25 protein-coding genes and 1 pseudogene are annotated in these 21423 nt (G+C 35.3%); 13 read left to right on the plus strand and 13 right to left on the minus strand.

Features of this window, described 5'->3' with window-relative positions; all coding sequences use genetic code 11:
- Positions 1-305: 305 nt before the first annotated feature.
- Positions 306-1211 (plus strand): prohibitin family protein, encoded by a 906-nt coding sequence (locus ACQUQZ_RS22085; protein ID WP_435357265.1) that lies wholly within the window; start codon positions 306-308, stop codon positions 1209-1211.
- Between the two features lie 78 nt (positions 1212-1289).
- Here the strand turns inward: ACQUQZ_RS22085 and ACQUQZ_RS22090 are convergent, their stop codons facing one another.
- The 4 genes from ACQUQZ_RS22090 to ACQUQZ_RS22105 all read right to left on the minus strand — a co-directional run bounded on the left by ACQUQZ_RS22090 (position 1290) and on the right by ACQUQZ_RS22105 (position 4916).
- The gene (locus ACQUQZ_RS22090; protein WP_435357266.1) at positions 1290-2306 is read right to left on the minus strand and encodes a WD40/YVTN/BNR-like repeat-containing protein; all 1017 of its coding nucleotides are present in this window, start codon (positions 2304-2306) and stop codon (positions 1290-1292) included.
- Between the two features lie 233 nt (positions 2307-2539).
- The gene (rnc, locus tag ACQUQZ_RS22095) at positions 2540-3283 is read right to left on the minus strand and encodes a ribonuclease III (RefSeq protein WP_435357267.1); all 744 of its coding nucleotides are present in this window, start codon (positions 3281-3283) and stop codon (positions 2540-2542) included.
- Positions 3284-3292: 9 nt separating this feature from the next.
- Positions 3293-4540 carry a beta-ketoacyl-ACP synthase II gene (fabF, locus tag ACQUQZ_RS22100; protein WP_435357268.1) on the minus strand — a complete coding sequence of 416 codons (1248 nt, stop codon included), beginning with the start codon at positions 4538-4540 and terminating at the stop codon, positions 3293-3295.
- 139 nt (positions 4541-4679) lie between these two features.
- A complete protein-coding gene (locus ACQUQZ_RS22105) occupies positions 4680-4916 on the minus strand; it encodes an acyl carrier protein (RefSeq protein WP_394990996.1) in 237 nt (78 codons plus the stop codon).
- 240 nt (positions 4917-5156) lie between these two features.
- Between ACQUQZ_RS22105 and kdsA the strand changes: the two genes are divergently transcribed.
- Together kdsA and ACQUQZ_RS22115 are read left to right on the plus strand one after the other, a co-directional pair.
- Positions 5157-5966 (plus strand): 3-deoxy-8-phosphooctulonate synthase, encoded by an 810-nt coding sequence (kdsA, locus tag ACQUQZ_RS22110; protein WP_435357674.1) that lies wholly within the window; start codon positions 5157-5159, stop codon positions 5964-5966.
- Between the two features lie 196 nt (positions 5967-6162).
- Positions 6163-6492, plus strand: a complete 330-nt coding sequence (locus ACQUQZ_RS22115) for a DUF3467 domain-containing protein (protein WP_435357675.1) — start codon at positions 6163-6165, stop codon at positions 6490-6492.
- Between the two features lie 96 nt (positions 6493-6588).
- Here ACQUQZ_RS22115 and ACQUQZ_RS22120 read toward each other — a convergent pair whose 3' ends face one another.
- Positions 6589-7089: a dihydrofolate reductase gene (locus ACQUQZ_RS22120; protein WP_435357269.1), complete on the minus strand. Its 501-nt coding sequence runs from the start codon at positions 7087-7089 to the stop codon at positions 6589-6591.
- A 312-nt stretch (positions 7090-7401) separates the two neighbouring features.
- Between ACQUQZ_RS22120 and ACQUQZ_RS22125 the strand changes: the two genes are divergently transcribed.
- The 9 genes and pseudogenes from ACQUQZ_RS22125 (at position 7402) to ACQUQZ_RS22165 (ending at position 13362) form a co-directional block, all read left to right on the plus strand.
- Entirely contained in the window at positions 7402-7590 is a 189-nt protein-coding gene (locus ACQUQZ_RS22125; RefSeq protein ID WP_435357270.1) for a hypothetical protein, read from the plus strand.
- A 16-nt stretch (positions 7591-7606) separates the two neighbouring features.
- A complete protein-coding gene (locus ACQUQZ_RS22130) occupies positions 7607-8686 on the plus strand; it encodes a hypothetical protein (protein ID WP_435357271.1) in 1080 nt (359 codons plus the stop codon).
- Positions 8686-8844 (plus strand): annotated as a pseudogene (locus ACQUQZ_RS22135) (pentapeptide repeat-containing protein); the annotation flags it as partial. The gene ACQUQZ_RS22130 and the pseudogene ACQUQZ_RS22135, both read left to right, overlap by 1 nt.
- A 162-nt stretch (positions 8845-9006) precedes the next feature.
- On the plus strand, positions 9007-9258 hold the full coding sequence (locus tag ACQUQZ_RS22140) for a pentapeptide repeat-containing protein (RefSeq protein ID WP_435357676.1): 252 nt from the start codon (positions 9007-9009) through the stop codon (positions 9256-9258).
- A 78-nt stretch (positions 9259-9336) separates the two neighbouring features.
- The gene (locus ACQUQZ_RS22145; RefSeq protein ID WP_435357272.1) at positions 9337-10734 is read left to right on the plus strand and encodes a hypothetical protein; all 1398 of its coding nucleotides are present in this window, start codon (positions 9337-9339) and stop codon (positions 10732-10734) included.
- A 183-nt stretch (positions 10735-10917) separates the two neighbouring features.
- Positions 10918-11355: an isoamylase early set domain-containing protein gene (locus ACQUQZ_RS22150; protein ID WP_435357273.1), complete on the plus strand. Its 438-nt coding sequence runs from the start codon at positions 10918-10920 to the stop codon at positions 11353-11355.
- A 196-nt stretch (positions 11356-11551) separates the two neighbouring features.
- Complete coding sequence (locus tag ACQUQZ_RS22155; RefSeq protein WP_435357274.1) at positions 11552-12022, plus strand: hypothetical protein; 471 nt, start codon at positions 11552-11554, stop codon at positions 12020-12022.
- A complete protein-coding gene (locus ACQUQZ_RS22160; protein ID WP_435357275.1) occupies positions 12015-12638 on the plus strand; it encodes a hypothetical protein in 624 nt (207 codons plus the stop codon). Before ACQUQZ_RS22155 ends, ACQUQZ_RS22160 begins: the two co-directional genes overlap by 8 nt.
- A gap of 49 nt (positions 12639-12687) precedes the next feature.
- Entirely contained in the window at positions 12688-13362 is a 675-nt protein-coding gene (locus ACQUQZ_RS22165; protein WP_435357276.1) for a TVP38/TMEM64 family protein, read from the plus strand.
- Positions 13363-13436: 74 nt separating this feature from the next.
- On the opposite strand, the gene tpiA is transcribed toward ACQUQZ_RS22165, so the two are convergent.
- The 5 genes from tpiA to ACQUQZ_RS22190 all read right to left on the minus strand — a co-directional run bounded on the left by tpiA (position 13437) and on the right by ACQUQZ_RS22190 (position 17388).
- On the minus strand, positions 13437-14198 hold the full coding sequence (gene tpiA, locus ACQUQZ_RS22170; RefSeq protein WP_435357277.1) for a triose-phosphate isomerase: 762 nt from the start codon (positions 14196-14198) through the stop codon (positions 13437-13439).
- Positions 14199-14326: 128 nt separating this feature from the next.
- Positions 14327-14797, minus strand: coding sequence for a GNAT family N-acetyltransferase (locus tag ACQUQZ_RS22175; RefSeq protein ID WP_435357278.1), 471 nt, complete (start codon positions 14795-14797; stop codon positions 14327-14329).
- 126 nt (positions 14798-14923) lie between these two features.
- Positions 14924-16366, minus strand: a complete 1443-nt coding sequence (locus tag ACQUQZ_RS22180) for a pyridoxal phosphate-dependent decarboxylase family protein (protein WP_435357279.1) — start codon at positions 16364-16366, stop codon at positions 14924-14926.
- A 7-nt stretch (positions 16367-16373) separates the two neighbouring features.
- Positions 16374-16865 carry a GNAT family N-acetyltransferase gene (locus ACQUQZ_RS22185; protein WP_435357280.1) on the minus strand — a complete coding sequence of 164 codons (492 nt, stop codon included), beginning with the start codon at positions 16863-16865 and terminating at the stop codon, positions 16374-16376.
- A gap of 31 nt (positions 16866-16896) precedes the next feature.
- Positions 16897-17388 carry a MarR family winged helix-turn-helix transcriptional regulator gene (locus tag ACQUQZ_RS22190; RefSeq protein ID WP_435357281.1) on the minus strand — a complete coding sequence of 164 codons (492 nt, stop codon included), beginning with the start codon at positions 17386-17388 and terminating at the stop codon, positions 16897-16899.
- 171 nt (positions 17389-17559) lie between these two features.
- Between ACQUQZ_RS22190 and ACQUQZ_RS22195 the strand changes: the two genes are divergently transcribed.
- Positions 17560-18252, plus strand: coding sequence for a 2OG-Fe(II) oxygenase (locus tag ACQUQZ_RS22195; protein WP_435357282.1), 693 nt, complete (start codon positions 17560-17562; stop codon positions 18250-18252).
- Between the two features lie 15 nt (positions 18253-18267).
- Here the strand turns inward: ACQUQZ_RS22195 and ACQUQZ_RS22200 are convergent, their stop codons facing one another.
- From ACQUQZ_RS22200 to ACQUQZ_RS22210, 3 genes are read right to left on the minus strand one after another with little or no spacing between them, the layout of a single operon-like run.
- Positions 18268-18810 carry a hypothetical protein gene (locus ACQUQZ_RS22200; RefSeq protein WP_435357283.1) on the minus strand — a complete coding sequence of 181 codons (543 nt, stop codon included), beginning with the start codon at positions 18808-18810 and terminating at the stop codon, positions 18268-18270.
- A 12-nt stretch (positions 18811-18822) separates the two neighbouring features.
- Positions 18823-19668 (minus strand): hypothetical protein, encoded by an 846-nt coding sequence (locus ACQUQZ_RS22205; protein ID WP_435357284.1) that lies wholly within the window; start codon positions 19666-19668, stop codon positions 18823-18825.
- 4 nt (positions 19669-19672) lie between these two features.
- Complete coding sequence (locus tag ACQUQZ_RS22210) at positions 19673-21370, minus strand: hypothetical protein (RefSeq protein WP_435357285.1); 1698 nt, start codon at positions 21368-21370, stop codon at positions 19673-19675.
- Positions 21371-21423 lie beyond the last annotated feature (53 nt).

Consider the following 21423-nt stretch of genomic DNA (forward strand, 5'->3'; position numbering starts at 1 on the left):
AAAAATATACTAAATCAATATATTCTAAAAAATGTACCAGTTTTGAGATAAAACACGTTTTCAACATCAAAAAATTATCAAATGGATACATTTGTGGATAAGTAAAAAACCTCTTCAAAAAAGGTTCAATATTTAACAATTCCATTTCGGAAATTCATCACTAAAAATCCCCTATATAAACTTAAAAAAAAACCTTTTATGTAAATATTGGATAATTACTCGCACCTTGCTGTACGTTTGCTCCGCTTTTGAACCAATACCTATTTTGTTAAGAAGCTAAACAATATCTAAACCAATATAAAACCATGTTTTTTTTAACAATCGGTGTTATCATCTTGATAGTTGGATTTGCTATCAACACCCCTTCTTTACAGTTTTCTCGTTTTTCTCGCCCGCTCAAAGTAGTGGGTATTATTTTGATTGCTATTGGACTTGCATTTTCTACTGTCAAACAAATTGATGCTGGTCGAGTAGGTGTTCAGTCGCTTTTTGGTAATGTCCAAGAAGGTACACTTACAAGTGGACTTAACTTTGTAAACCCATTAGTTGAAGTCACAGAGTTTGATACTCGTACCCAAAACTACACCATGTCGGGTGTACATGACGAGGGTAAACAAGCAGGTGATGATGCCATTCGTGTTCTTTCTTCTGATGGGTTGGAGGTTGTCATTGACCTAACAGTTCTTTACAGAGTACAACCAGATCAAGCTCCCACAATTTTGAAAAAAATCGGAGCAAATTATGAAGATGTAATTGTTCGTCCGATTACCCGCACTCGTATTCGTGATATTGCTGCTTATTATGAAGCTGTAGCCTTATATTCAACAAAAAGAGATGAATTTCAAGGAAAAATATTCAAAGCCATCGAAGTTGATTTTAAAACAAGAGGCTTGGTTTTAGAGCAATTATTGGTCAGAAACATCAATTTACCAGAATCGGTTAAGAAAACCATTGAGTCGAAAATCAATGCGGAGCAAGAGGCACAAAAGATGCAGTTTGTCTTACAAAAAGAAAAACAAGAAGCCGAACGCAAGCGTGTTGAAGCTCAAGGTATTTCGGACTATCAAAGAATCATTACCACAACTTTGACAGATAAACAATTACAATATGAGATGATTAAAGCTCAAAAAGAAATTGCAACCTCGCCTAATACGAAGATAATTATTATGGGTGGAAAAGGAAATACTCCAATGATTTTAAACGATAAGTAGGGTATTAATTGAAAATGTATAATGATAAAGTTTCACTGAGGTTTTCCTTATCGGACTGCCTAGTGAAACTTTTCAATTTCAAGGACGCTCTAATTGAGCAAAATTACTTTCAGTGATGATTTTTATGAGTAGAATAGTTCTTGCACTTCCAATAGCAATGGCGGTAGTAGGCGAAGTAAAAACGGTTTCATAGATATTAAAAGCCTTATTGAGTTTTTCTCCAAATACTTTATAATTTCCTGATTTATCTCCCAGTACAATTTTTCCATCACAAGCAGAATAAATATCATACTGACCATTGGAAACCCTTCCCCAAATTAAACCTGATTTGGGAATTGTTAGTTTTTGATTATTGTGGTGAATGCGGCCATTCTTTCCCATCCATCCACCCATTGTTACAAAATCTTTTTCGTTTTCAAATTGTATTTCATGAAAAATACTGTTGCCAAGTTTTTGCTCCTTTTGCCATTTTTCTTGACTAAAGCTATACAAATGTGTTCTATTGGGGGTGTACATCAGTGCATAAACCTTTTTGTTGAAAGGATTATATTTTACGCACCAAACCATTTTGAATGCATTATGATAAACTCGCTTCCATGTAAGTCCCCTATCTACCGTTTTCAAAATAAAACCAAAAGGAACAGTTTTCTCAGAGTGAGCAATAGAAGATTTTCCACCACAAATAAATGCTGTTGAATCATTAACAACAGTCAAATTATAAAAACAAGCTTTTTCATAGCCTTTTATCTTGATTGTTTCCCACGTTTTACTAATTAAATTGTGCTTGTAGATAACACCTTTATCTCCACCAAGTATTAAGGTTTGCTCATCAAGATGATCAATCTTATAAATATCAACATTTTCACTTGGGTAAGATATATTTGAGAGAGAACCAACCGAATCAATCAATTTTAGTGTGCCATATTTGCCACCAATCCAAAATTTATCACCAACGGGTACAATATCATAATAGGACGAATCCGAGTAGGATGTTCCTTGTTGTAAAACTTGGATAGCTACTTTTTGGGAGTAGGATATCCCACAGCTTAGTAATACTAAAATTCCGAATACTATTTTAGGTAAAAGTTTCAACAAATGGCAGTGTAATAGGTGTTGAGTCGAACTATATCATTTTACAAAAATAGATACTTGGCACTATTATACAAATTTTTTTGAATCATTTTACTAAAATTGCAGTAAGCTATCGATTTTTCGATCGTTGATATTTATAAAAAAAAGGTTTCTAAGAAACCTTTCATAAGTATCAAATAAATGAAAAATGTAGAAAGAAGGAAACCACTAACTAAAAACCCATAGTTGGAAGTTTTTTACTTTATTTCTAAAGCTTCACACGCACGTCGGGCTGCTTCTTGCTCAGCTTTTTTCTTGTTCCAACCACCACCTTTGCTTACAGCTTCGCCATTGACCGAAACTTGAGCAACAAATTCTTTGTGGTGGTGTTTGCCATTTTCTTGTACTATCTCGAAGGTCACTCGTTTACCTTCTTGCTGCGACCAGCTTAATAGAATACTTTTGTAGTTTGTATTTGTTTGAATGACTGTATCAAGGTCAAAGTAGTTGGCAATTAATTTTTTCAGAATAAATTTTCTTGTAAAACGAAAACCCTTATCTAAATAAATCGCACCTATAAGAGCTTCCATTGCATCACCGTACATAGATGTTCGGTTATGGGCAATTCGCTGACCATCAAACTCAATGAGGCGTTCTAAGCCAATCTTACGAGCAAGAATATTCAATGATTCTCGATTAACAATTCGAGAACGAATTTCTGTAAGAAAACCTTCGTCTTTAAATGGATATTTTTTGAAGAGATACTCGGCCACAATCATACCAAGCACCGAATCTCCAAGATACTCTAACCTTTCATTAGATTCTCGGAAGCCACCAATACTGGTTTCTTTCGATGCAGAGGTATGCCTAAAAGCCAACTGGTAGAGCAAAGGATTACTCGGTTTTTCTCCGATAATCTGCTCTACTGATTTTCTAAAACTGCGTTCCTTGGAATCAGATTTGAAAAACCCCCAAAAAGAATTGCTAACTACCGACAACACGTTTCGAAATTAAATTTTCTTAAATATCAATGTAGCATTATGACCGCCAAACCCAAAACAATTACTCAAAACTACATCTATTTTTCGAGCTTTCGCTACATTTGGTGTTAAATCTATTCGAGGATCGATGCTTTCATCAATATTAAAGAGATTGATGGTTGGTGGAACAACTTGGTGTTGAATTGCAAGGACAGCGGCAACTGACTCTACAGCACCTGCTGCACCGAGTAAATGCCCAGTCATAGATTTAGTTGAGCTAATACTCATTTTGTAGGTATGCTCACCAAATAATCTCTCGATTGCCTTAATTTCTTGTGGATCACCCAATGGTGTTGAAGTGCCGTGTGTATTGATATAATCAATTTCTTCTGGCTTCATTCCTGCATCATCAAGAGCATCGACCATAGATAAATAAGCACCTTCGCCTTCTGGGTGTGGGGCAGTAATATGGTAAGCATCTGACGAAAATCCACCACCCACTATTTCGCAATATATTTTTGCTCCACGAGCTACTGCGTGTTCGTATTCCTCTAAAATAAGGGCAGCACCACCATCTCCTAAAATAAATCCATCTCTGTCTTTATCATAAGGACGAGAAGCTGTTGCTGGGTCATCGTTACGTTCTGACATGGCACGTAAGCCATTAAACCCACCGATGCCTGCTTGTGTAATCGCAGCTTCAGAGCCTCCTGAAATACAAAGATTGATTCTACCTAAACGAATATAATTGAAGGCATCAATAATTGCATTGTTGGTAGAAGCACATGCCGAAACAGTAATGTAGTTAGGTCCTCGGAAACCATATTTTATAGAAATTTGCCCCGAAGCACTATCAGCAATCATTTTAGGAATGAAAAAAGGGTTAAACTTTGGTGTTCCGTCGCCACCAGCAAAATTAATAACCTCCTCTTCAAAAGTTTTTAATCCGCCAATACCCGAACCCCAAATAACCCCTGCTTTATTTTTATTGATACTTTCTAAATCAAGCCCAGAATCTTTTATTGCCTCATCAGCAACAACCATTGCATACTGGGTGAATAAGTCCATCTTACGGGCGTCTTGGCGAGGAATAAACTGCGTAACGTCAAAGTTTTTTACTTCACAGGCAAACTTCGTGCGAAATTTGCTGGCATCGAACTTGGTAATGGTCGCTGCACCGCTTACGCCGTTCGACAGCCCATGCCAATATTCTTCCACTGTGTTTCCGATGGGCGTTAATGCCCCTAATCCTGTTACAACTACTCGTTTGAATGCCATAAAGTGTAATTTTGTTCAAAGTAAAATACTTAATTAAATATTTTAAGTGTCGAGTTCTGAGTGGTATAAATAAGATTTTAAGAAAACTTTTTAAAGTTTTACTTCTTAAATTATTACTCTGAACTCGACAAAAAAATACTTATTTAGAATTTTCTTCCAAGTAAGTGATAGCCTGACCTACGGTCTGGATATTTTCTGCTTGGTCATCTGGAATAGAGACGTTAAATTCTTTTTCAAATTCCATTATCAATTCTACGGTGTCTAATGAATCCGCTCCTAAATCATTTGTGAATGATGCTTCTGGAGTTACTTCTGACTCATCTACTCCGAGTTTCTCTACGATAATTTTCGTTACTTTTGTTGCAATTGCTGACATTTTGAACTGTAGTTTGGTGAAAAACGACTGCAAAGAAAACGCTTTTAAACGAAAACAACAAAATACAGGAAATTTTTTTGATGTCAGATTTGTTTCCACCTTTGCATGGTTTTCTCCTGAATGGCTCATTAACTCTAATTTTTAGCCAAAAAAGGCTCAAAAAGGCCATTCTAAGGAGAAAAAAATAAAATATTTAGTAATAAAATAATTATTATAAAAACTTTAAAAACTGATAAAGTGCTGAAAATCAATCGTTTAAAAAATCAAAATTCTGGGAATTTTGTACTCATTGCTGGCCCTTGTGTGGTTGAAGGACGAGATATGGCTTTAGAAATTGCCGAAAAGGTAAAAGCTATCACCGACCGTTTACAGATTCCTTATATTTTTAAAGCTTCTTATCGAAAAGCTAATCGTACAAAATTAGACTCTTTTACAGGTATCGGTGATGAACTCGCTTTGGGTATTCTGAAAGAAGTTGGCGAAACTTTTGATTTACCAACTGTCACTGATATTCATGAGTCACATGAAGCTGCATTGGCTGCACAATACGTAGATGTTTTACAAATTCCAGCATTTTTATGCCGCCAAACCGAGCTCTTGGTAGCTGCGGCTCAAACAGGTAAAGCCGTAAATGTAAAAAAAGGGCAATTCATGCACGGTTCAGGAATGGGCTTTGCTGTTGAGAAAGTAAAAGCGATTAATCCTAATGCAGAAGTGATGTTGACTGACAGAGGCAATTCATTTGGCTATTCTGATATTGTTGTAGATTATCGAAATATCATCGAAATGAAAGCGTTTGATGTACCAGTAATCATGGATTGCACACATTCGCTGCAACAACCCAATCAATCTTCAGGTGTAACAGGCGGCAAACCTGCTTTGATAGAAACCATTGCTAAAGCTGCTATTGCAGTAGGTGCTGATGGAATTTTTATTGAAACGCATCCAAATCCTTCGGTAGCCAAATCTGACGGAGCAAATATGCTTGCTTTAGATAAGTTAGAGGGGCTTTTAGAAAAATTATTAAGAATTAGAGAAGCTATTGTTTAATTCAACGTTAGTATGTTCAATAGCTTGAAATGTAATGCAATTTTCCAAATTGCCAACAATTCGGAAAATTGTTTTACAGTTATTTTTGCCGTAAAATAACAAATCAAGCAGGTATTTCTTTTTTTCAAAAAAGCTATTTACCTTTGGCTAATTTACTACGACGATGACTCCCAACCACCAAACAGTTTTTGTACACATGGCAAAAAGAAAAGACATTCAGGAAGAACCTGAACAACAAATCAATATCGAATTATCAGAAGAAATGGCGGAAGGTGTTTATGCAAATTTAGCTATGATTGCACATTCAAATACCGAATTTGTCATTGACTTCATTCGTTTAATGCCTGGCGTACCGAAGGCAAAAGTAAAATCTCGGGTAATTTTAACACCTGAACACGCTCAACGTTTGTTGACAGCCTTGCAGGATAATATTTCAAAATATGAAGATAATTTTGGCACAATTCGACAGACGAGCGAGCCAATGCCATTTCCAATGAACTTTGGTGGCCCAATGGGCGAAGCATAATTTTTGAAAAATGACGAGTTACGAATGACGATTTACGAATATAAGGTTGATAAATAAGCATTTATTCTTTTTTAAGAATTCGTCATTCGTAACTCATCATTCGTAAATTCTTTCCAGTTCTACAAACTCAAAATCGTACTCATTTTTTTCGTCTTTGTTGTGCGAAACTCTTGAAATTTCTTTCCATTTTTTTTTATCTAACTCAGGAAAAAAAGCATCTCCTCCCATATTTGCTTGTACTTCTGTCAAGTAAATTTTATCAGTAATGTCCAAAGCTTGTTGATAGACATTGCCACCACCAATAATAAAAATTTCTTCATTCCCTTCCGCATTTTTAGCCATTTCAATTGCTTTTTCTAAAGATTCTGCTTGAAAAACTCCTATAGGTAAATCCAAGTTTTTTTGTCGAGAAATAACAATGTTTGTTCTGTTGGGCAAAGCCTTTCCTATCGACTCAAAAGTTTTTCGACCCATAATAACAGCGTGACCTGTAGTCAAAATCCTGAATTGCTTCAAGTCTGCCGAAAGTCGCCAAAGCAATTGATTGTCTTTTCCTATCACACTATTTGAGGTCTTTGCTACTATTATTGAAATCATTTTATTTAGGATTTAGAGATTAAGAATTAGGTGTTAGGAATTAGAAATTTTGGGTAAAATTAAGAAAGTTTTTTTTGATTTTAAACCAATTAAACCTCTCCCATCCCCTACCTACATTTCACTAACCCCTAATTTCTAAATCCTAAATCCTAAAACCTAACCCCTAAATCCTATAAAGCTACCTCCTAACTCCAAAAAAAGCCCTTTCTCACTTTTATTTTTTTTTAATCAAAATATTTTTCCCAATTTCGAGTTAATATGGCATTGTGGTTGCATAAGTGATAAGCAAACACTAAACAACCTCAACCATATATGAAGATTCGTAACCACCGAGAGTACACTATTGCGTATGAAAAAGCAGCTATTATGATAGATGCTGGTTTTGGAGGAAGTTTTGAGCGTGAAAAATGTTTTCGTGAAATAATCAATGCAATTATTGCGTACGAAAATGAAACGCCAACACTTGTATTGCAATCCAAAACAGTAGGCATAAGTGCTTAAAAATAAGCTTTAACCCATGTCTTTTTTTGACCGAGTAAAAAATTTATTTAGTTCAAAACCAACAAGTGTTTTGCAAACATCGCCTGACGATGACGCATTGGTTTTGTCTAATGAAAACACCATTGCCTCGAATGAGGCGAGTGGTGTTCCTACCACTGAAGTAAGCCATTTCTCTTCCGAAATGGACAATATCCCATTTTGGCTTGAAAATGAAGATGCTTTGCGAGATGAAGGCGTAATTTTCGGTCTTTCAGAGTCAAAAGCTGAAGAAAAAATAGGTGCAATTCGCAATTATTTTGCCCATCAAACTGCTGAATTAGAAAAAACCGTTGAATATCACTCTGAAAAAATTGGAGAGTTAAATCTTTTTATTGAACAAAAAGAAAGCCGCATTAACGAACTTACAGAAAAGTCTCTTTCACTCGAAAATCGTGAACGTTCTGAGCATCAACTACCTAGAACTTTTATCGGAATCGTTCTTTCGCTGGCCATGTGTATAGGGAATTATTACCTTATTGATGAATCTATCTTGCCAAATTTCCCACAAAATCACTTTGTAATTGCATTAGGAATCTTCTTGGCTGGAATGTTCAATTTGTTTAATCCAAAGTCACTTTTTCATGAAAAAGACTCTTCAATTTCGTGGAGACAATTGCTCGAAGAAATAGGAATGCCTTTGGCTGCTTCGATTTTTGTTTTTGTACAATCAATTGATAATCAATCACTTATTCGCTCATTTGCTTTATTTCTCTTTGTATTTTTCTTGTTTCTTTTCGCAGGAAAATTACTTTTGAGCAATCTGACTGTACTAAAAACCGATTCAAGTTTGTGGTATGATAACCTCCGTTTACAAAAAGAAAAAGTAAATAAAACCCAAGCATGGGAAGAAGAAGTGGCAAAACTCAAAGCCGAAATAGACGGACATAGGATTGAAAAATGGAAAATTATTGATATCTTAAAATCACCAGAAGCCGAACTCAAACGCCTCAATGAAAGACGAGAAATGCTTGTAAAATTATTTGAAAGTGAATTTAATTTGGCAAGAAGCTACCGTGAAAAATTGACAGGTAAACAAATAAGCGAGATTTTGAAATAATGCTTAAACCAATAATAGAAGAACAAAATTTTCATGGAATAACCTTCACCAATGACAGTTTTATCAAAGGGGAATATGAAAATTGTCATTTTAGCAATTGTATTTTCTCGGATGTCAATTTGTCAAACGTTGATTTTGTCGAATGCACTTTTGATAATTGCAATTTGAGCTTGGTAAAAGTTCGCAATTCTTCCATGAAAACAGTGAAGTTTAAGCATTGCAAACTTTTAGGTTTAAATTTCAGTGAATGTAACCCTTTTTTGTTTTCAGTGAGTTTTGAAGATTGTTTTCTAAATTTAGCAACTTTCTATAAACTCAAAATGAAAGCTACAAAATTCAAAAATTGTAAGCTTCATGAGGCTGATTTTAATGAAACAGACTTGACGGCTGCCATTTTTGAAAATTGTGATTTGGCAGGAGCAATTTTTGAAAAAACAATCTTGGAAAAGGCTGATTTCAGAACAGCATTCAATTTTTCTATCGACCCAGAATTGAATCGTATAAAAAAAGCAAAGTTCTCATTGACAAGTATCAAAGGACTTTTAGATAAATATAATCTTGAAATAACATAGTAATACGCATTAGGCTGTAAGCAATACGCTTTTCAAAAAAGCATACAGCCTAATGCCTACCGCTTAAAGCAGAAATATATGGAAAATCCAGAAAATTATTATAATTCTGACTTTCAGCACGGTTATTTAATCGGCGTTGAAAATATCAGAAAAGACAAAGACAAAGAAGAAGATCCTTATGAAGGATATTTGTCGAGTCATATTTCTTATGAATGGTATCAAGAACGAATTGGCGAAAAAAAACTGGAAGTTGCCAAGATTGATACCCAAATTGCCGAAACGAAAGAAAAACAAAAAACGTCTTTCGATAAGCTACAGGAGCATGTGATGGGTGTAAGTACACACTCAAGAAAAGCTAATTTTATACAACAACAAATTGACGATAACGCATTAAATATCAAGAGATTAGAAGGCAAAAGAAATCGAAATGAATCGCCATACTCTTTATTGGCAGGTATCTTATATTTATTTGCTGGAATCGCTTTTGTAACGGGTGATTTGATTATTTCGCATGAAATTGTAGCGTATGCTCTCAATATCCGAAATAATTATGAAGCGTGGGCATTCGCAATTGGCTTGGCGATGCTCTCAGTGCTTTTGAAACCTGCTTATGACCGTTTAGTTGAACAACCATATTTGACCGAGTATTCTCCAAAAACAAAAAAAACTTATGCTATTTTCCAAGGTTTTTTGTTAGTTTTTTCGGTAGCTACTATGTTTATTTTGGGTTGGTTTCGCTATGAAGCCTACAAGACCGACAAACTAAAGGAAAGTATCAATAAGCAAATCAAATCAATGCAGTTGAATAGTCAACCGATTGATCCGACGGCAATTCAAGCGACTGATAATCAAGCGATTATTCAGAAAATGGATGAGCAGTTGAAGGCTTATGATAAATTGAATGTTGATTTGGTAAATAGTCCTTGGGCATTGATGTCATTTGTTTTGAGTGGAATTTTATTTGCGATTGCAGGTGCAATTTGTTTGGGAATTGCCTTTCCGATTCTACAAGCCTATTGGCATAACTGGCTACAAGCAGGGCCAACGATGAGGCGAATCAAAAAGCGAAACTTAAAGTTAATTGAAGAACTAAAGTTAGCTGAAGGTGATGTAGCTCAACAGATTGTTCAGAAAAGTATTTTGGAGAATGATTTGGCATTATTGCCAAATTTAGAAGAATTAAAAGCGGAAAGAAAAGAAATTTTAGCTGAAATCGCCGATTTACTTGAACGCTCACGTATAGCAGATCAAGACCGTCGCATCAATACATTTGACGATGGTTTAGAAAAAGGGAAAGCCAATCGTGAGGACATGACTGATGATGAATATGAAGAATTTAGAAGCACTTCTGTTCGACAAATGCGTAATGCACAAGATACAAAAACCGATGCTGGACCGAAAGTTTATCGCAATAATGGATTGCGTCCACACCAAGCCCTTCGCAAGGTAATTACTGAGCAATTTAACCAAAATTAAGGCCTCGTAAGTGATTGATAATAAGCGATTTAAGTTAAAAATTTAGCTTAAATCGCTTTCTTTTTTATACCATTCTGTCAAAAAATTGTATTTTATAAAGAATTTTTGCACTTTTCTGTGATTTTCTTGCAAAAGCTGCATTTTTATTAAGAAATTTGCATCGTAATCAAACGAAAATACATTATGTCAAGTAAAAAAATTGATTTTCTTATTCCTGCTGAAGTAGCTGCTGGTGCAACTTCTGGTATCCTTTTGGGTGAGTTTAATAACTGGGACTCGAGCAAAGGAGTAGCGTTAAAGCAACAAAAAGATGGCTCATTGAAAGCATCACTTAGCTTACAAGCGGGTTCGTACGAATATCGTTATTTGTTGAACGATGGCCGTTGGGTAAATGACACACAAGCTTCAAAATATAGTTATAATCCAGAATTCGCAATCGAAAACTGTGTAATCGAAGTAGTAGCAGAAGTAGCTCCAGCTAAAGCTGTTAAAGCAAAAGCAACTGTTGAGCCAGTAGCTGAAAAAACAAAAGCTCCAGCAAAAACTACAAAAGCGAAAACAGTAGCTGAACCAAAAGTTGAAGCAAAAGCAACAAAAACTGTAAAAGCTAAAAAAGCATAATTTCATTACTGAAATTAGCTTAAAAAATATTAAATAAAAGGTCTCTTGAGTTTTTCAAGAGACCTTTTTGTGTAAATTTGTTTAATAAAATAAAAAATCAGAACAAAATTATTCAAATAAAGGTTAAATGTGAAGAATCATTCATTCTAAATTCTTAATCGCACGGGCGACCCCGTCTACATTCTACATTTGAAAAATGGCACAAGCAAAAATTGAAGTTATCGAAGCTCTTCGTCGTACTGCAAAAAAATTAGATGCTGGTACTCAATATATGTGGGGACACATGGGTAGTTGTAATTGCGGAAACCTTGCTCAGGAGGTTACTAAGCGAACAAAAGCCGAAATCCATGCTTATGCTATGCAAGGTCATGGGGACTGGAATGAGCAACTAAATGACTATTGTGAAACAAGCGTAATGCCTATTGATTTAATCATTTTTGAATTGCTAACATCTGGTTTTAGTTTAGAAGATTTACAAAATTTAGAAAAATTATCAGATAAGAAAATTTTAATGCGATTGCCTGTCGAAAATCGCTACCTTCGCCACAATGTTAGAGCCGATGTTGTCGTTTATCTAACAGAGTGGGCAAATATGCTCGAAGAACAACTCTTAGAGAGCATCAAGCTGCCCAATTTTTTACAGGAAAAAGTATTAGAATATGCGTAAGATTATTTTAAGTATTGCTTTGATTATTAGCACATTTAGTGTTTTTGCACAAGAACAAATCCCAACTTCGGGTGATAGTGATAAGCCAACCCAAGTTTATTTTGAAAAACCAAGACCTGAGTGGAAAGATAAAATTCGCTATGGCGGAAATTTTTGGTTGGGTTTTTTCGGGGCTTTTTATATTGATGCCTCACCAATGGTCGGGTATGAATTAAATGAAAAAGGAACTGTTGCTGGAGTCGGCAGTACTTTTATTTTTCAAGGCACATTCAATAGAAATAGTACTACAAATACCAATAATTTTGTTTATGGGCCTAAAATTTTTGTAAGACAGCAGGTTTTTAAAAGGTTTTTTGCTCATGCCGAGTACGAATTTATCAATGCTCGTGCCGACCAGTTTTATTCATACATTGATACAAACACCGATCCTTCAAAAAAACACTGGGGAAGTTCACCACTCATTGGTGCTGGCTTTTATCAAGGTGGTGATGGCCAAAGAGGTAGCTTTATTTCATTGATGTATAATTTAGGCTTTCCAAATAGAGGTTTTATTAGTCCGCAAAGCTTGCTCGGAAGTCAGACACCAATAACCCTCCGTTATGGTTTTTTCTTTTAAAAATTCTTCACTCAAGCTCTCTAAAGAAGAGGTAGATAATTAAAATTTATTGAAAAGTCTAAATAAATACTCATATACCCTCATTTCTTCTATTTTTCTGACAGTTGTCCCGCTGATTTTTAGCTCGGTTCTTACAGTTACTGTTATTTCACATGAAAAAGAAGTTGCATTATTTAATTGGCAAGATTGGTTTTTAATTACGTTTATTAGTTGTTTCACCTCCACTTTCGCCTTTACACCACCCACCCTTTTGGCTATGATTTTTGGCTATTTCATCGGTTGGCATGCTATTTTACCAGTTTTTGCCATGAATATGGCAGCTATTTTTTTGGTAAATATCATTACCAAAATGCTTAATGGTGAACAATTCAGAAGCTATTTATCTGATAATAAGAATGTTAGTTTGATTTTAGAAAATATTCGAAAGCAAGAATTAAAGTTTATTTTCTTTACAAAACTTTCCCCGATAATGCCATTTGCTTTGACCAATTTTGTATTTGCATTGTCAGGAGCTAAGTTAAAAAATATTCTTATCGGAGGCTTTTTCGGGATGATTCCACGCACATTATTAGCTATTTGGACTGGCTCACAAGCAAAAGAAATCAAGCGATTATTGGAAAATCCGAATGAAGGAAACTTACAGAAAATTTTGATAATTATATTAATTATAATATCTGTAGGAGGAATTTTATATTTTATTCTGCCTAAAAAAGTTAATCCATAAAAAAACCTTACAGGAATAAAACGAGTGTGATGACTCGCTATCCTGCAAGGTTTTGACCTTCAATCTAGATCTGATTAAAATGATTTTGCAATATTTGTAAATTCTCTTGATTTCAATGAAGCTCCACCAACTAAACCACCATCTACATCAGGACAAGCGAAAAGTTCTTGAGCATTGGCTCCGTTGACGCTTCCACCGTAAAGAATAGAAATCTCGTCTGCAACTTCTTGACCGTATTTTGTTGCCAAATGGTCTCTCAAAACTTTGTGCATTTCTTGTGCTTGGTCATTTGACGCTGTTACGCCTGTGCCGATTGCCCAAATTGGCTCATAAGCAATGACCGTTTTTTGTAATTCCTCTGCTGAAAGATGAAAAAGACTGTTAGTGATTTGGCCACGAACAAAATCGAAGTGAATGCCTTCGTTGCGTTGTTCTAAAGTTTCGCCACAACAGAAGATTGGTGTTAAACCACCCGCTAAAGTTGCATCAACTTTTTCTGCCAAAAATGCATCTGATTCGTTGAAATACTGGCGACGTTCGCTATGTCCGATAATTACATGACCAACACCTACTGATTTCAACATCGGAATCGAAACTTCTCCCGTATATGCACCAGAAGCTTTTGGATAACAGTTTTGAGCTCCTAAAGAAACTTTATCGGTGTCTATTAATTTTCCGAATGTACTTAAATATGGGAATGGTACACAAAGCACAACCTGCACATTAGGGTTTACAACTTCGTCTTTAACCATATTTACAACTTCTGAAAGTAGGATTAAACCTTCTTCAAAAGTTTTGTTCATTTTCCAGTTACCAGCGGCAATTTTTTTTCTCATTTTTCTTAGAATCTTTGTTTTAAAAGCCTAAAGGTACGAGTTTTTCTGTACTCTGACAATTGGTATTGTAGAACAATTTTCCAAATTGTTCTATATAGATAAGTATAATTTGGAAAATTGTTCTACATTTAAAACCACATTTCCATAGCCACATCGGCACGTTGATAAGAAGATGAGAAATTTTCTATACGCCTGAAACCTAATTTTTCATAAAGAGTAAGTGCAGGCGTAAGGCTTGAATTTGTTTCTAAATATAACCTTTTTGCTCCTAACTCTTTGGCTTTTTCGACGGCTGCTTCGCCAATTAACCCGCCAATGCCTAAGCCACGTGCCGATTCAGTGACACCCATTTTACAAAGCTCATAAGCATCATTGCCTATTGGTTTGAGTGCAGAAGTTCCTAAATACTCTTCTCCCCGGCGAGCTAATAAAACGGCTCCACCAGTTGCCAAAAAGTATTTTTCAGGATTTTCGAGTGAATCTAAATCGCCTTTTTCTACTTTGAAGTATTTATTAATCCACTCATAATTGATTTGCTTAAAAGCCAATTTTTGAGCTTCATTTTGTGGGTCGAGGTCGATGATTTCTATTTTTTGCATATTTTAAAATATTTAAATCGTCTGTAAGGCTAAAATTGTCCTTAAATTGTCTGTGAGGACACAGACAATGGCTCTTTTTGATGTGTCGTTGTGCCGTGCTGTTGTCTGTGTCCTCACAGACAACGACTACAAACCCGAAGCCACATCTCGAATCGTATCCAGCAAATACTCAGTCGAAGTTTCGGTTTTTCGATGATTAATGAGACATGCTCGCAATACAAACTCACCATTTAACTTAGTGCTTGTAATAAATACTCTTCCATCAGCTTCGAGAGCGGGTATAAGCTTTTGATTCAGATCAGCAATTGCTTCATCATCGCTTAAATTTCCCTTGTAACGAAAACACGCCACTGCCAACTCAGCTTTTGATTTCAGTTCAAAATCACTTGATTTTTCAATGAGTTGTATCAAATAGTTGGTCAAATCTATGTCTTTTTGAATCATAGCCCTAATTCGGTCAAAACCATAAGCCTTTACCGAGAGCCAAACTTTGAAGGCTTTTGCATTACGAGACAATTGAAAATAATGTTCATTAAATTCCAAGCGAGCATTGACATTTACTTGTAATTCAGTTGCCAAGTAATCAGCCCCTTTGAAATACGTTTCTTTCATTTTCCCCCAATCTTGCACCAAAACACAACCAATCTCAAAAGGTTGGTAAAGCCATTTATGAAAATCCAAAGCAATCGAATCGGCTTTTTCTAAACCTGCATATTTATGCTTCAATGAAGGCAAAGCCGAAGCTAATCCTCCATAAGCACCATCAACGTGAAACCACATCTCATATTTCTTAGCAATTGCCGAAAGTGCTAACAAATCATCAATAGCCCCAGTGTTTACTGTTCCTGCATTACCAACCACACAAAATGGCATAAAACCATAGGCAATATCCACTTGAATTTGTTCTTCTAAAGCCCCTATATTAATGGTTAAATCATCATTTGTGCCAATTTTTCGAAGCTGATTTGTACCTATTCCTAACAAAGACAAACTCTTATCAGTACAATTATGCGTTTCTTTTGAGCAATAAACTGTAAATGGCTTCAAACCAAAAAGTCCATTTTGTTTAACATCAAATTTCTTGAAAAATATATTCCGTGCAACTGTCAAACCAGCCAAATTTGCTTCCGAACCACCACTAACCATCGCACCACCCGCATTTGGTGTATAATCAATCATCTCGGCAGTCCATTTAATCACCCGCTTTTCGATTTCGGTCATGGCAGGTGCTAAATGCCACTTTGTGTTATTTTGGTTAATGGTTGATAGCAATAACTCAGCAATCGTTGACATCTGGTTTCCTCCCGACATCACGTAGGCGTACATATTCTTTCCTAAATTGCCCGTTGCACTATCCAGAACTTTTGTTTTTGCTTCTTGCAATAATTCCAAACTATCTTTCCCATGCAGTGGAAGAGGCTCATCGAACCAACTTTCGACTTCTTCTTGTGAGTTTACGTTGAATCCTTTAATGGCATCCAAATTTGCATATTTTTCAAGAATCATTTCTGAAGTTTTATTGAGAATATCTTGAAATTCTTCTTGGGTATAATCTAAAGTATTATTCATTTGTTAATTAATTTAATGTCAATCGGTAAATTTTAAGGCCAGCAATTTGAGCAAGTTTATAACCTGTAGGTACACTTTCTCGTGGCATTAATTCAAAGCCATTTCGCTCATAAAATCGATGAGCAGCGTGAGCGGGTGGAGGCGTATCCAGCCATATTTCTTGGTAGTCTTTTTCTTTAGCATATTGAAGTAGGGTTTCAAAAAGATGCTGGGCTAAGTTTATATCCTTATTTCCTCGCATTGATTTATCAAGAAACATTTTTCTTAAAACAGCTTGTTTTTCATTTAGTGGTTCTAAACCAATCGTACCCATGACTTGGTTTTCTTCGTTTAACGCTACCCAAAAGCGACCATTTTTATAAAATTCTGCAATGTTAGGTAAATCAGGTTGGTCTTGTGCAGTTAACCCAAGCAAAAATTCATCATTTTGAATGCCCAAAACTAAGTTTTCAACTTGTTTTTGATAAATGTCGGAGTATGTTTGTATTGAAATTTTCATACCTAAAAAAATTAATTGTTTTTTACGTGGACTATTTCTTCTTTGTTTCTTGGAATGCCTTCATAAGCTCGGTATAAGATTTTGAGGCAAAAAATGCTTCCATTTCCTCTAAAGCATTCAATATATTGGTAGATTGTGCATCAACTACTTGTCGGTTTACTTCTCGAATATCGTCCCAAATTAATTGTAATTGAGGTAAGAGGTTCAAGCCTTTTTTACTTAATTTCAATAACCTTTTTCGGGCATCTTCTTTAGATTTTGTGGAACTTATCCAACCTTTTTTTTCTAATTCTTTGGCCAATTGAATCACTGCTGGGTGTGAAATATTCAATTTTTGAGCAATATCCATTATACCTAGTTCTTTTTCTTGCGAAAGTAAGTAGTAGAGCGGAAACCATTTTGGCTCAAATTCGATACCATTACTTCGGTAAAACTCTGCTCCCGCACGCATGATATAATCGCTCATGCGTTTAAGCCGACTGGCGATGATTAATGGCCCCAATTTTGAAAAAACATCTTGCATTGTGTAATTAGTTACGTAATTGATTACGCAAATAAAAATAGATTTTTTTTGTAATGCAAGTTTTTAATTTGCTCTTTTATTTGAACACAATTTGGAGAATTGTGTTACAAAGCAAGATTCGGTTTGATTGAAAGAGGAAAATGAGCAATTTTTGTAGAAAAACAATAGAAAATGCTTGAAAATATAGATTTTAAAACATATTTAGAAAACCTTGACCAAAATGGTTACGTAGTTTTACCTCAAATAATTTCTGATGCGAATTGTGACGAATTAGCAAAATCTTACGAAAATCAGTCAGATTTTAGAAGTGTAATTAATATGAAACGCTACCAATTTGGGAGTGGGGAATATAAATATTTCAAGTATCCATTACCCAATATTATAGAGGAATTACGTCATGCTTTGTACCCACATTTGGCACAAATTGCTAATGATTGGATGATAAAATTGGGTATTGAAAAGACTTTCCCGAAGCAATTAGATGAGTTATTGGAAATTTGTCATCAAAGCGGTCAAAATCGCTCAACGCCTTTGATTCTAAAATATGAAAAAGGCGATTGGAATGCCTTACACCAAGATTTATACGGCGAAATATTTTTCCCTTTTCAAGTAGTTATTTTCTTGACTCAACCGAATGTAGATTATACAGGCGGAGAATTTATAATGGTTGAAAATCGCCCTCGGATGCAGTCGAAAGGTGTTGTTTTACAACCAAATAAAGGTGAAGCGGTTATTTTTACGACTAATTTTAGACCAACTTTAGGCGGTCGAGGTTATTACAGAACTTCGATGCGACATGGCGTAAGCGAAGTCCGAAGTGGTAAAAGAATTAACCTGGGTATCATTTTCCATGATGCAAAATGATACCCTAATTTTCGATTATTTTTTTCTCAAGGCATTTACACCCCACATGACCAAACTTATCAAGACTACTATTACGGTTATACCAGCGAATACCCATTTTACCATTCCTAAATTGGAAGAGAAATTTGCCCAAAAATCGGCTTTTTCTGGAAAAGCATTGAGCATTTTTATAATGCCAAGGTTTTCGCATAAATCAAATACTAGACAACCTAAAGGAAGTAGATTTAGCGAACCGAGATTCCAACTATTCTTTTTGAATAAAAAACTCAAAAGCAATATAAAAGCTGTGGTATAAGTAAGTGGATAAACGATGTCAACAAATGATTCGACAAAAAGGTAAACTTCACGCCCTTTTTCGCCGTAGCTTTCAAGAATACTAAAGGCTTTTTCGGGGGTAAAGCCGAAACTCAAGTCAAGCAAACCACGATTAAGTTCGGGGTCGAATTGCTTTTGAAAGTAAGGCAAAATTGCACCCGAAAATGTAAATTGTGCTGCTAAAAAGCCTAAAACAAGGTAGCCATTGGCTTTACTGTAGAAGAAATCAGAGAGTTTTTTCATGGGTTTGGTTGGTTATTTGCAGGTAAATGTTGTTACTAAACTATGGCCTTCGTTTAAAAATACGACTTTTTTCTCAGCATCTGAAGCAGTTATTCTCACGGCGTATTTTTTATTAGGTTTCAATATCGGCATATTATTGCCATAAATTAATGTGGTTGAGCGAATATTTTTTTGCTGATATATCGGAATCGTTACCGACTCAATGTAAGCATTAGCATTTACTTCCACATCGGGCAGTTCCACCAATTTGAAATCAAAGTTTACGCTTTTTATGAAGCCAATGACATTCGACCAATTGAACATAATAGGGCGATGAGTGTCAATGCTGATAATATCTTCGTCTTTTGGGAAAATTATGACTGGCGGTTCGACATATCTAATATTAATTGGATTACTACAACCCAATGGCTCGTCGAATGATAAGACTGAATTTGTCGCAAAATCTAAGGCACGAATACAAATATTATATGTTCCTTCGGGGAAACTATTTCGTGCAATGACTTCGGGGTTAATTTCAGAATACTCTACATTATTTCCATCAAAAAAATCTTGTAATTCTTGCCAGTTTTTAAAGATTTTTATCTCATTCGGATTTAAGATAATTGGTTTTGTAGGTTGAAAATTTGGCTTTGTTTTAACCCAAAATCCGTTATCGCCAGTAATACTACCAAGCAATTTTATTTGCTGGATCTGTCGGGTGTTATTCTTGATTTGAATGGTTGTTTTTCCTGTCGCAAAGATATAGTCGAGCAAGTATGGTGTATAGGGGGGAGCCACCGAAACATTGACCGAAACTTGTTGTGCGAAAGAAAAATTAACAATTAAAGTGCTGATTATGAGTAAGATGTGTTTTTTCATGGCTTTAAAAATTTAATTGATATTCGATTGTTCCTCTGTTTTCAGAGAATGATTGTACACCTTTGCTTTTTATCAAGCTCCAATTGAGCGATAAGGTATGTTTCTTGAAAAATGTATAAGATATATCAGAGGAGGCATTTAAAACATTGCCTTTTTCGGCATAATCATAGATTTTTTGTTGGCTAAACATATAGCCCAAATTGGAGGTCAAAACCAAATTGTTTTCTTTCAAGAAACGCTTACTGATACTTGCAGTTGGGCCGTGAAAAACGCTTTCGATGTCAAGAGCTTTGGTGAGCGTATAAGAATAATTAATGCTCAAATCAAGGTTTGAAAGTAGGTTTTGATAAGAATAACTGGCGTTATAATTCCAATTTTGATTTTCATTAAAAATGGCTGTTCGGCTATTCAAATCTTGTAACTCTTGGTAAATAGCCGAAAGCATAAAAGTTTGCATAGTGCTTTCACCAATACGCATATACATCGAATTGAGCGAAAGCGTTTTGTTATTTTGAGCAATTTTTAGTGTATCAATTAAAGGCAAATAACCGGCTTTTTGTGTGATTCCGTAATTAGAATAGAGAAAATCGGTTGAAAAATTTTCATTTGGAGCATAAACGATTGCTGCCGAGCCAATCAAGCGATTGGTTTGTACTTTTTTCTGATTCAAGAGATTGTCATGCTGTAAACCAATGCTCGTATTGAATTTCAATTTACTTTTAAATAAACTCACGTTTGGATTAAAAGTATAGCTTTCTATATCGTTTTGAAAATAATAGGCACCCATAGTTTTGAACTCAGGTTCGATGCGTTTGTATTGAATTTTGGTATTGAAAATCTTTGATTTATAGCCAATAGCAGACTGAAAAGCCGTTGAAAGTTGGGTCGAAACTCGTGGAATAAATACTTTATGTATAGCATCCAAAGCCTTAATATTGATAAATTCTCCGATGGCTTCCGTGCGAATATCTCTTGTGTAGGCACTCGCCGAGCCATCCAGCTCAAAAGTGAATTTCTTTTTAATTTTTAATCTCGAACTGATGCCAAAAGCCAAGTTTTCGGCAGGCTTAATATATTGATAATCAGGCGATAAACTAATCGAGTTTACATCATCGGCTACTTTCAAAACTATCAAATCTACATAATTTGTTTTTGTTCCCACGCCGATGCGAGAAGCAAAACCAGTACGTTTAAAGAATGGTATGCGGTCGGGCTCGGCAAAATTATTTTCGATGGCACGATTGAATTTTCCATAAATAAAGCCAAATCTGAATTTTTTAGGATTCAGTTCAATGCCTGTTCCCAGAAAAGTATGACCTGCTAATGTGAACGGTGAAAAATATACGTTACGATAACCACCATGCAAAACTAACCAGTTTTTATACAAAGGACTTGCTCCAACTTGGTTATATGGTTGTCTGAATCGGTTGTTTTGGCTGCTATAAATCATTGTTACGGGTACAAACCAGCCATTAGAAGTTTTGAAATTGATTTTTCCGTTTATTCCCCACGGATTGAATTGTCCACGAGGGGCGTCCAAACCATTCATTTTATAGTAACCCGTCGAGATACTCAAATTTCCTGAGACAGTCAATTTTGGTACAACAATTTTGACTGAATCAACCTTTGTTTTGGTTGAATCATTAGCAAAAATTTGTGTATAAATAGAGATGAAAATAATTGTAAGTATGATAGTTTTCATGGCTAAAATCTATATCAGATTGATGATACAAATTTGCATTTTTTTGATGCCTG

The sequence above is a fragment of the Emticicia sp. SJ17W-69 genome (assembly GCF_051209875.1).
Classification (GTDB): Bacteria; Bacteroidota; Bacteroidia; order Cytophagales; family Spirosomataceae; genus Emticicia.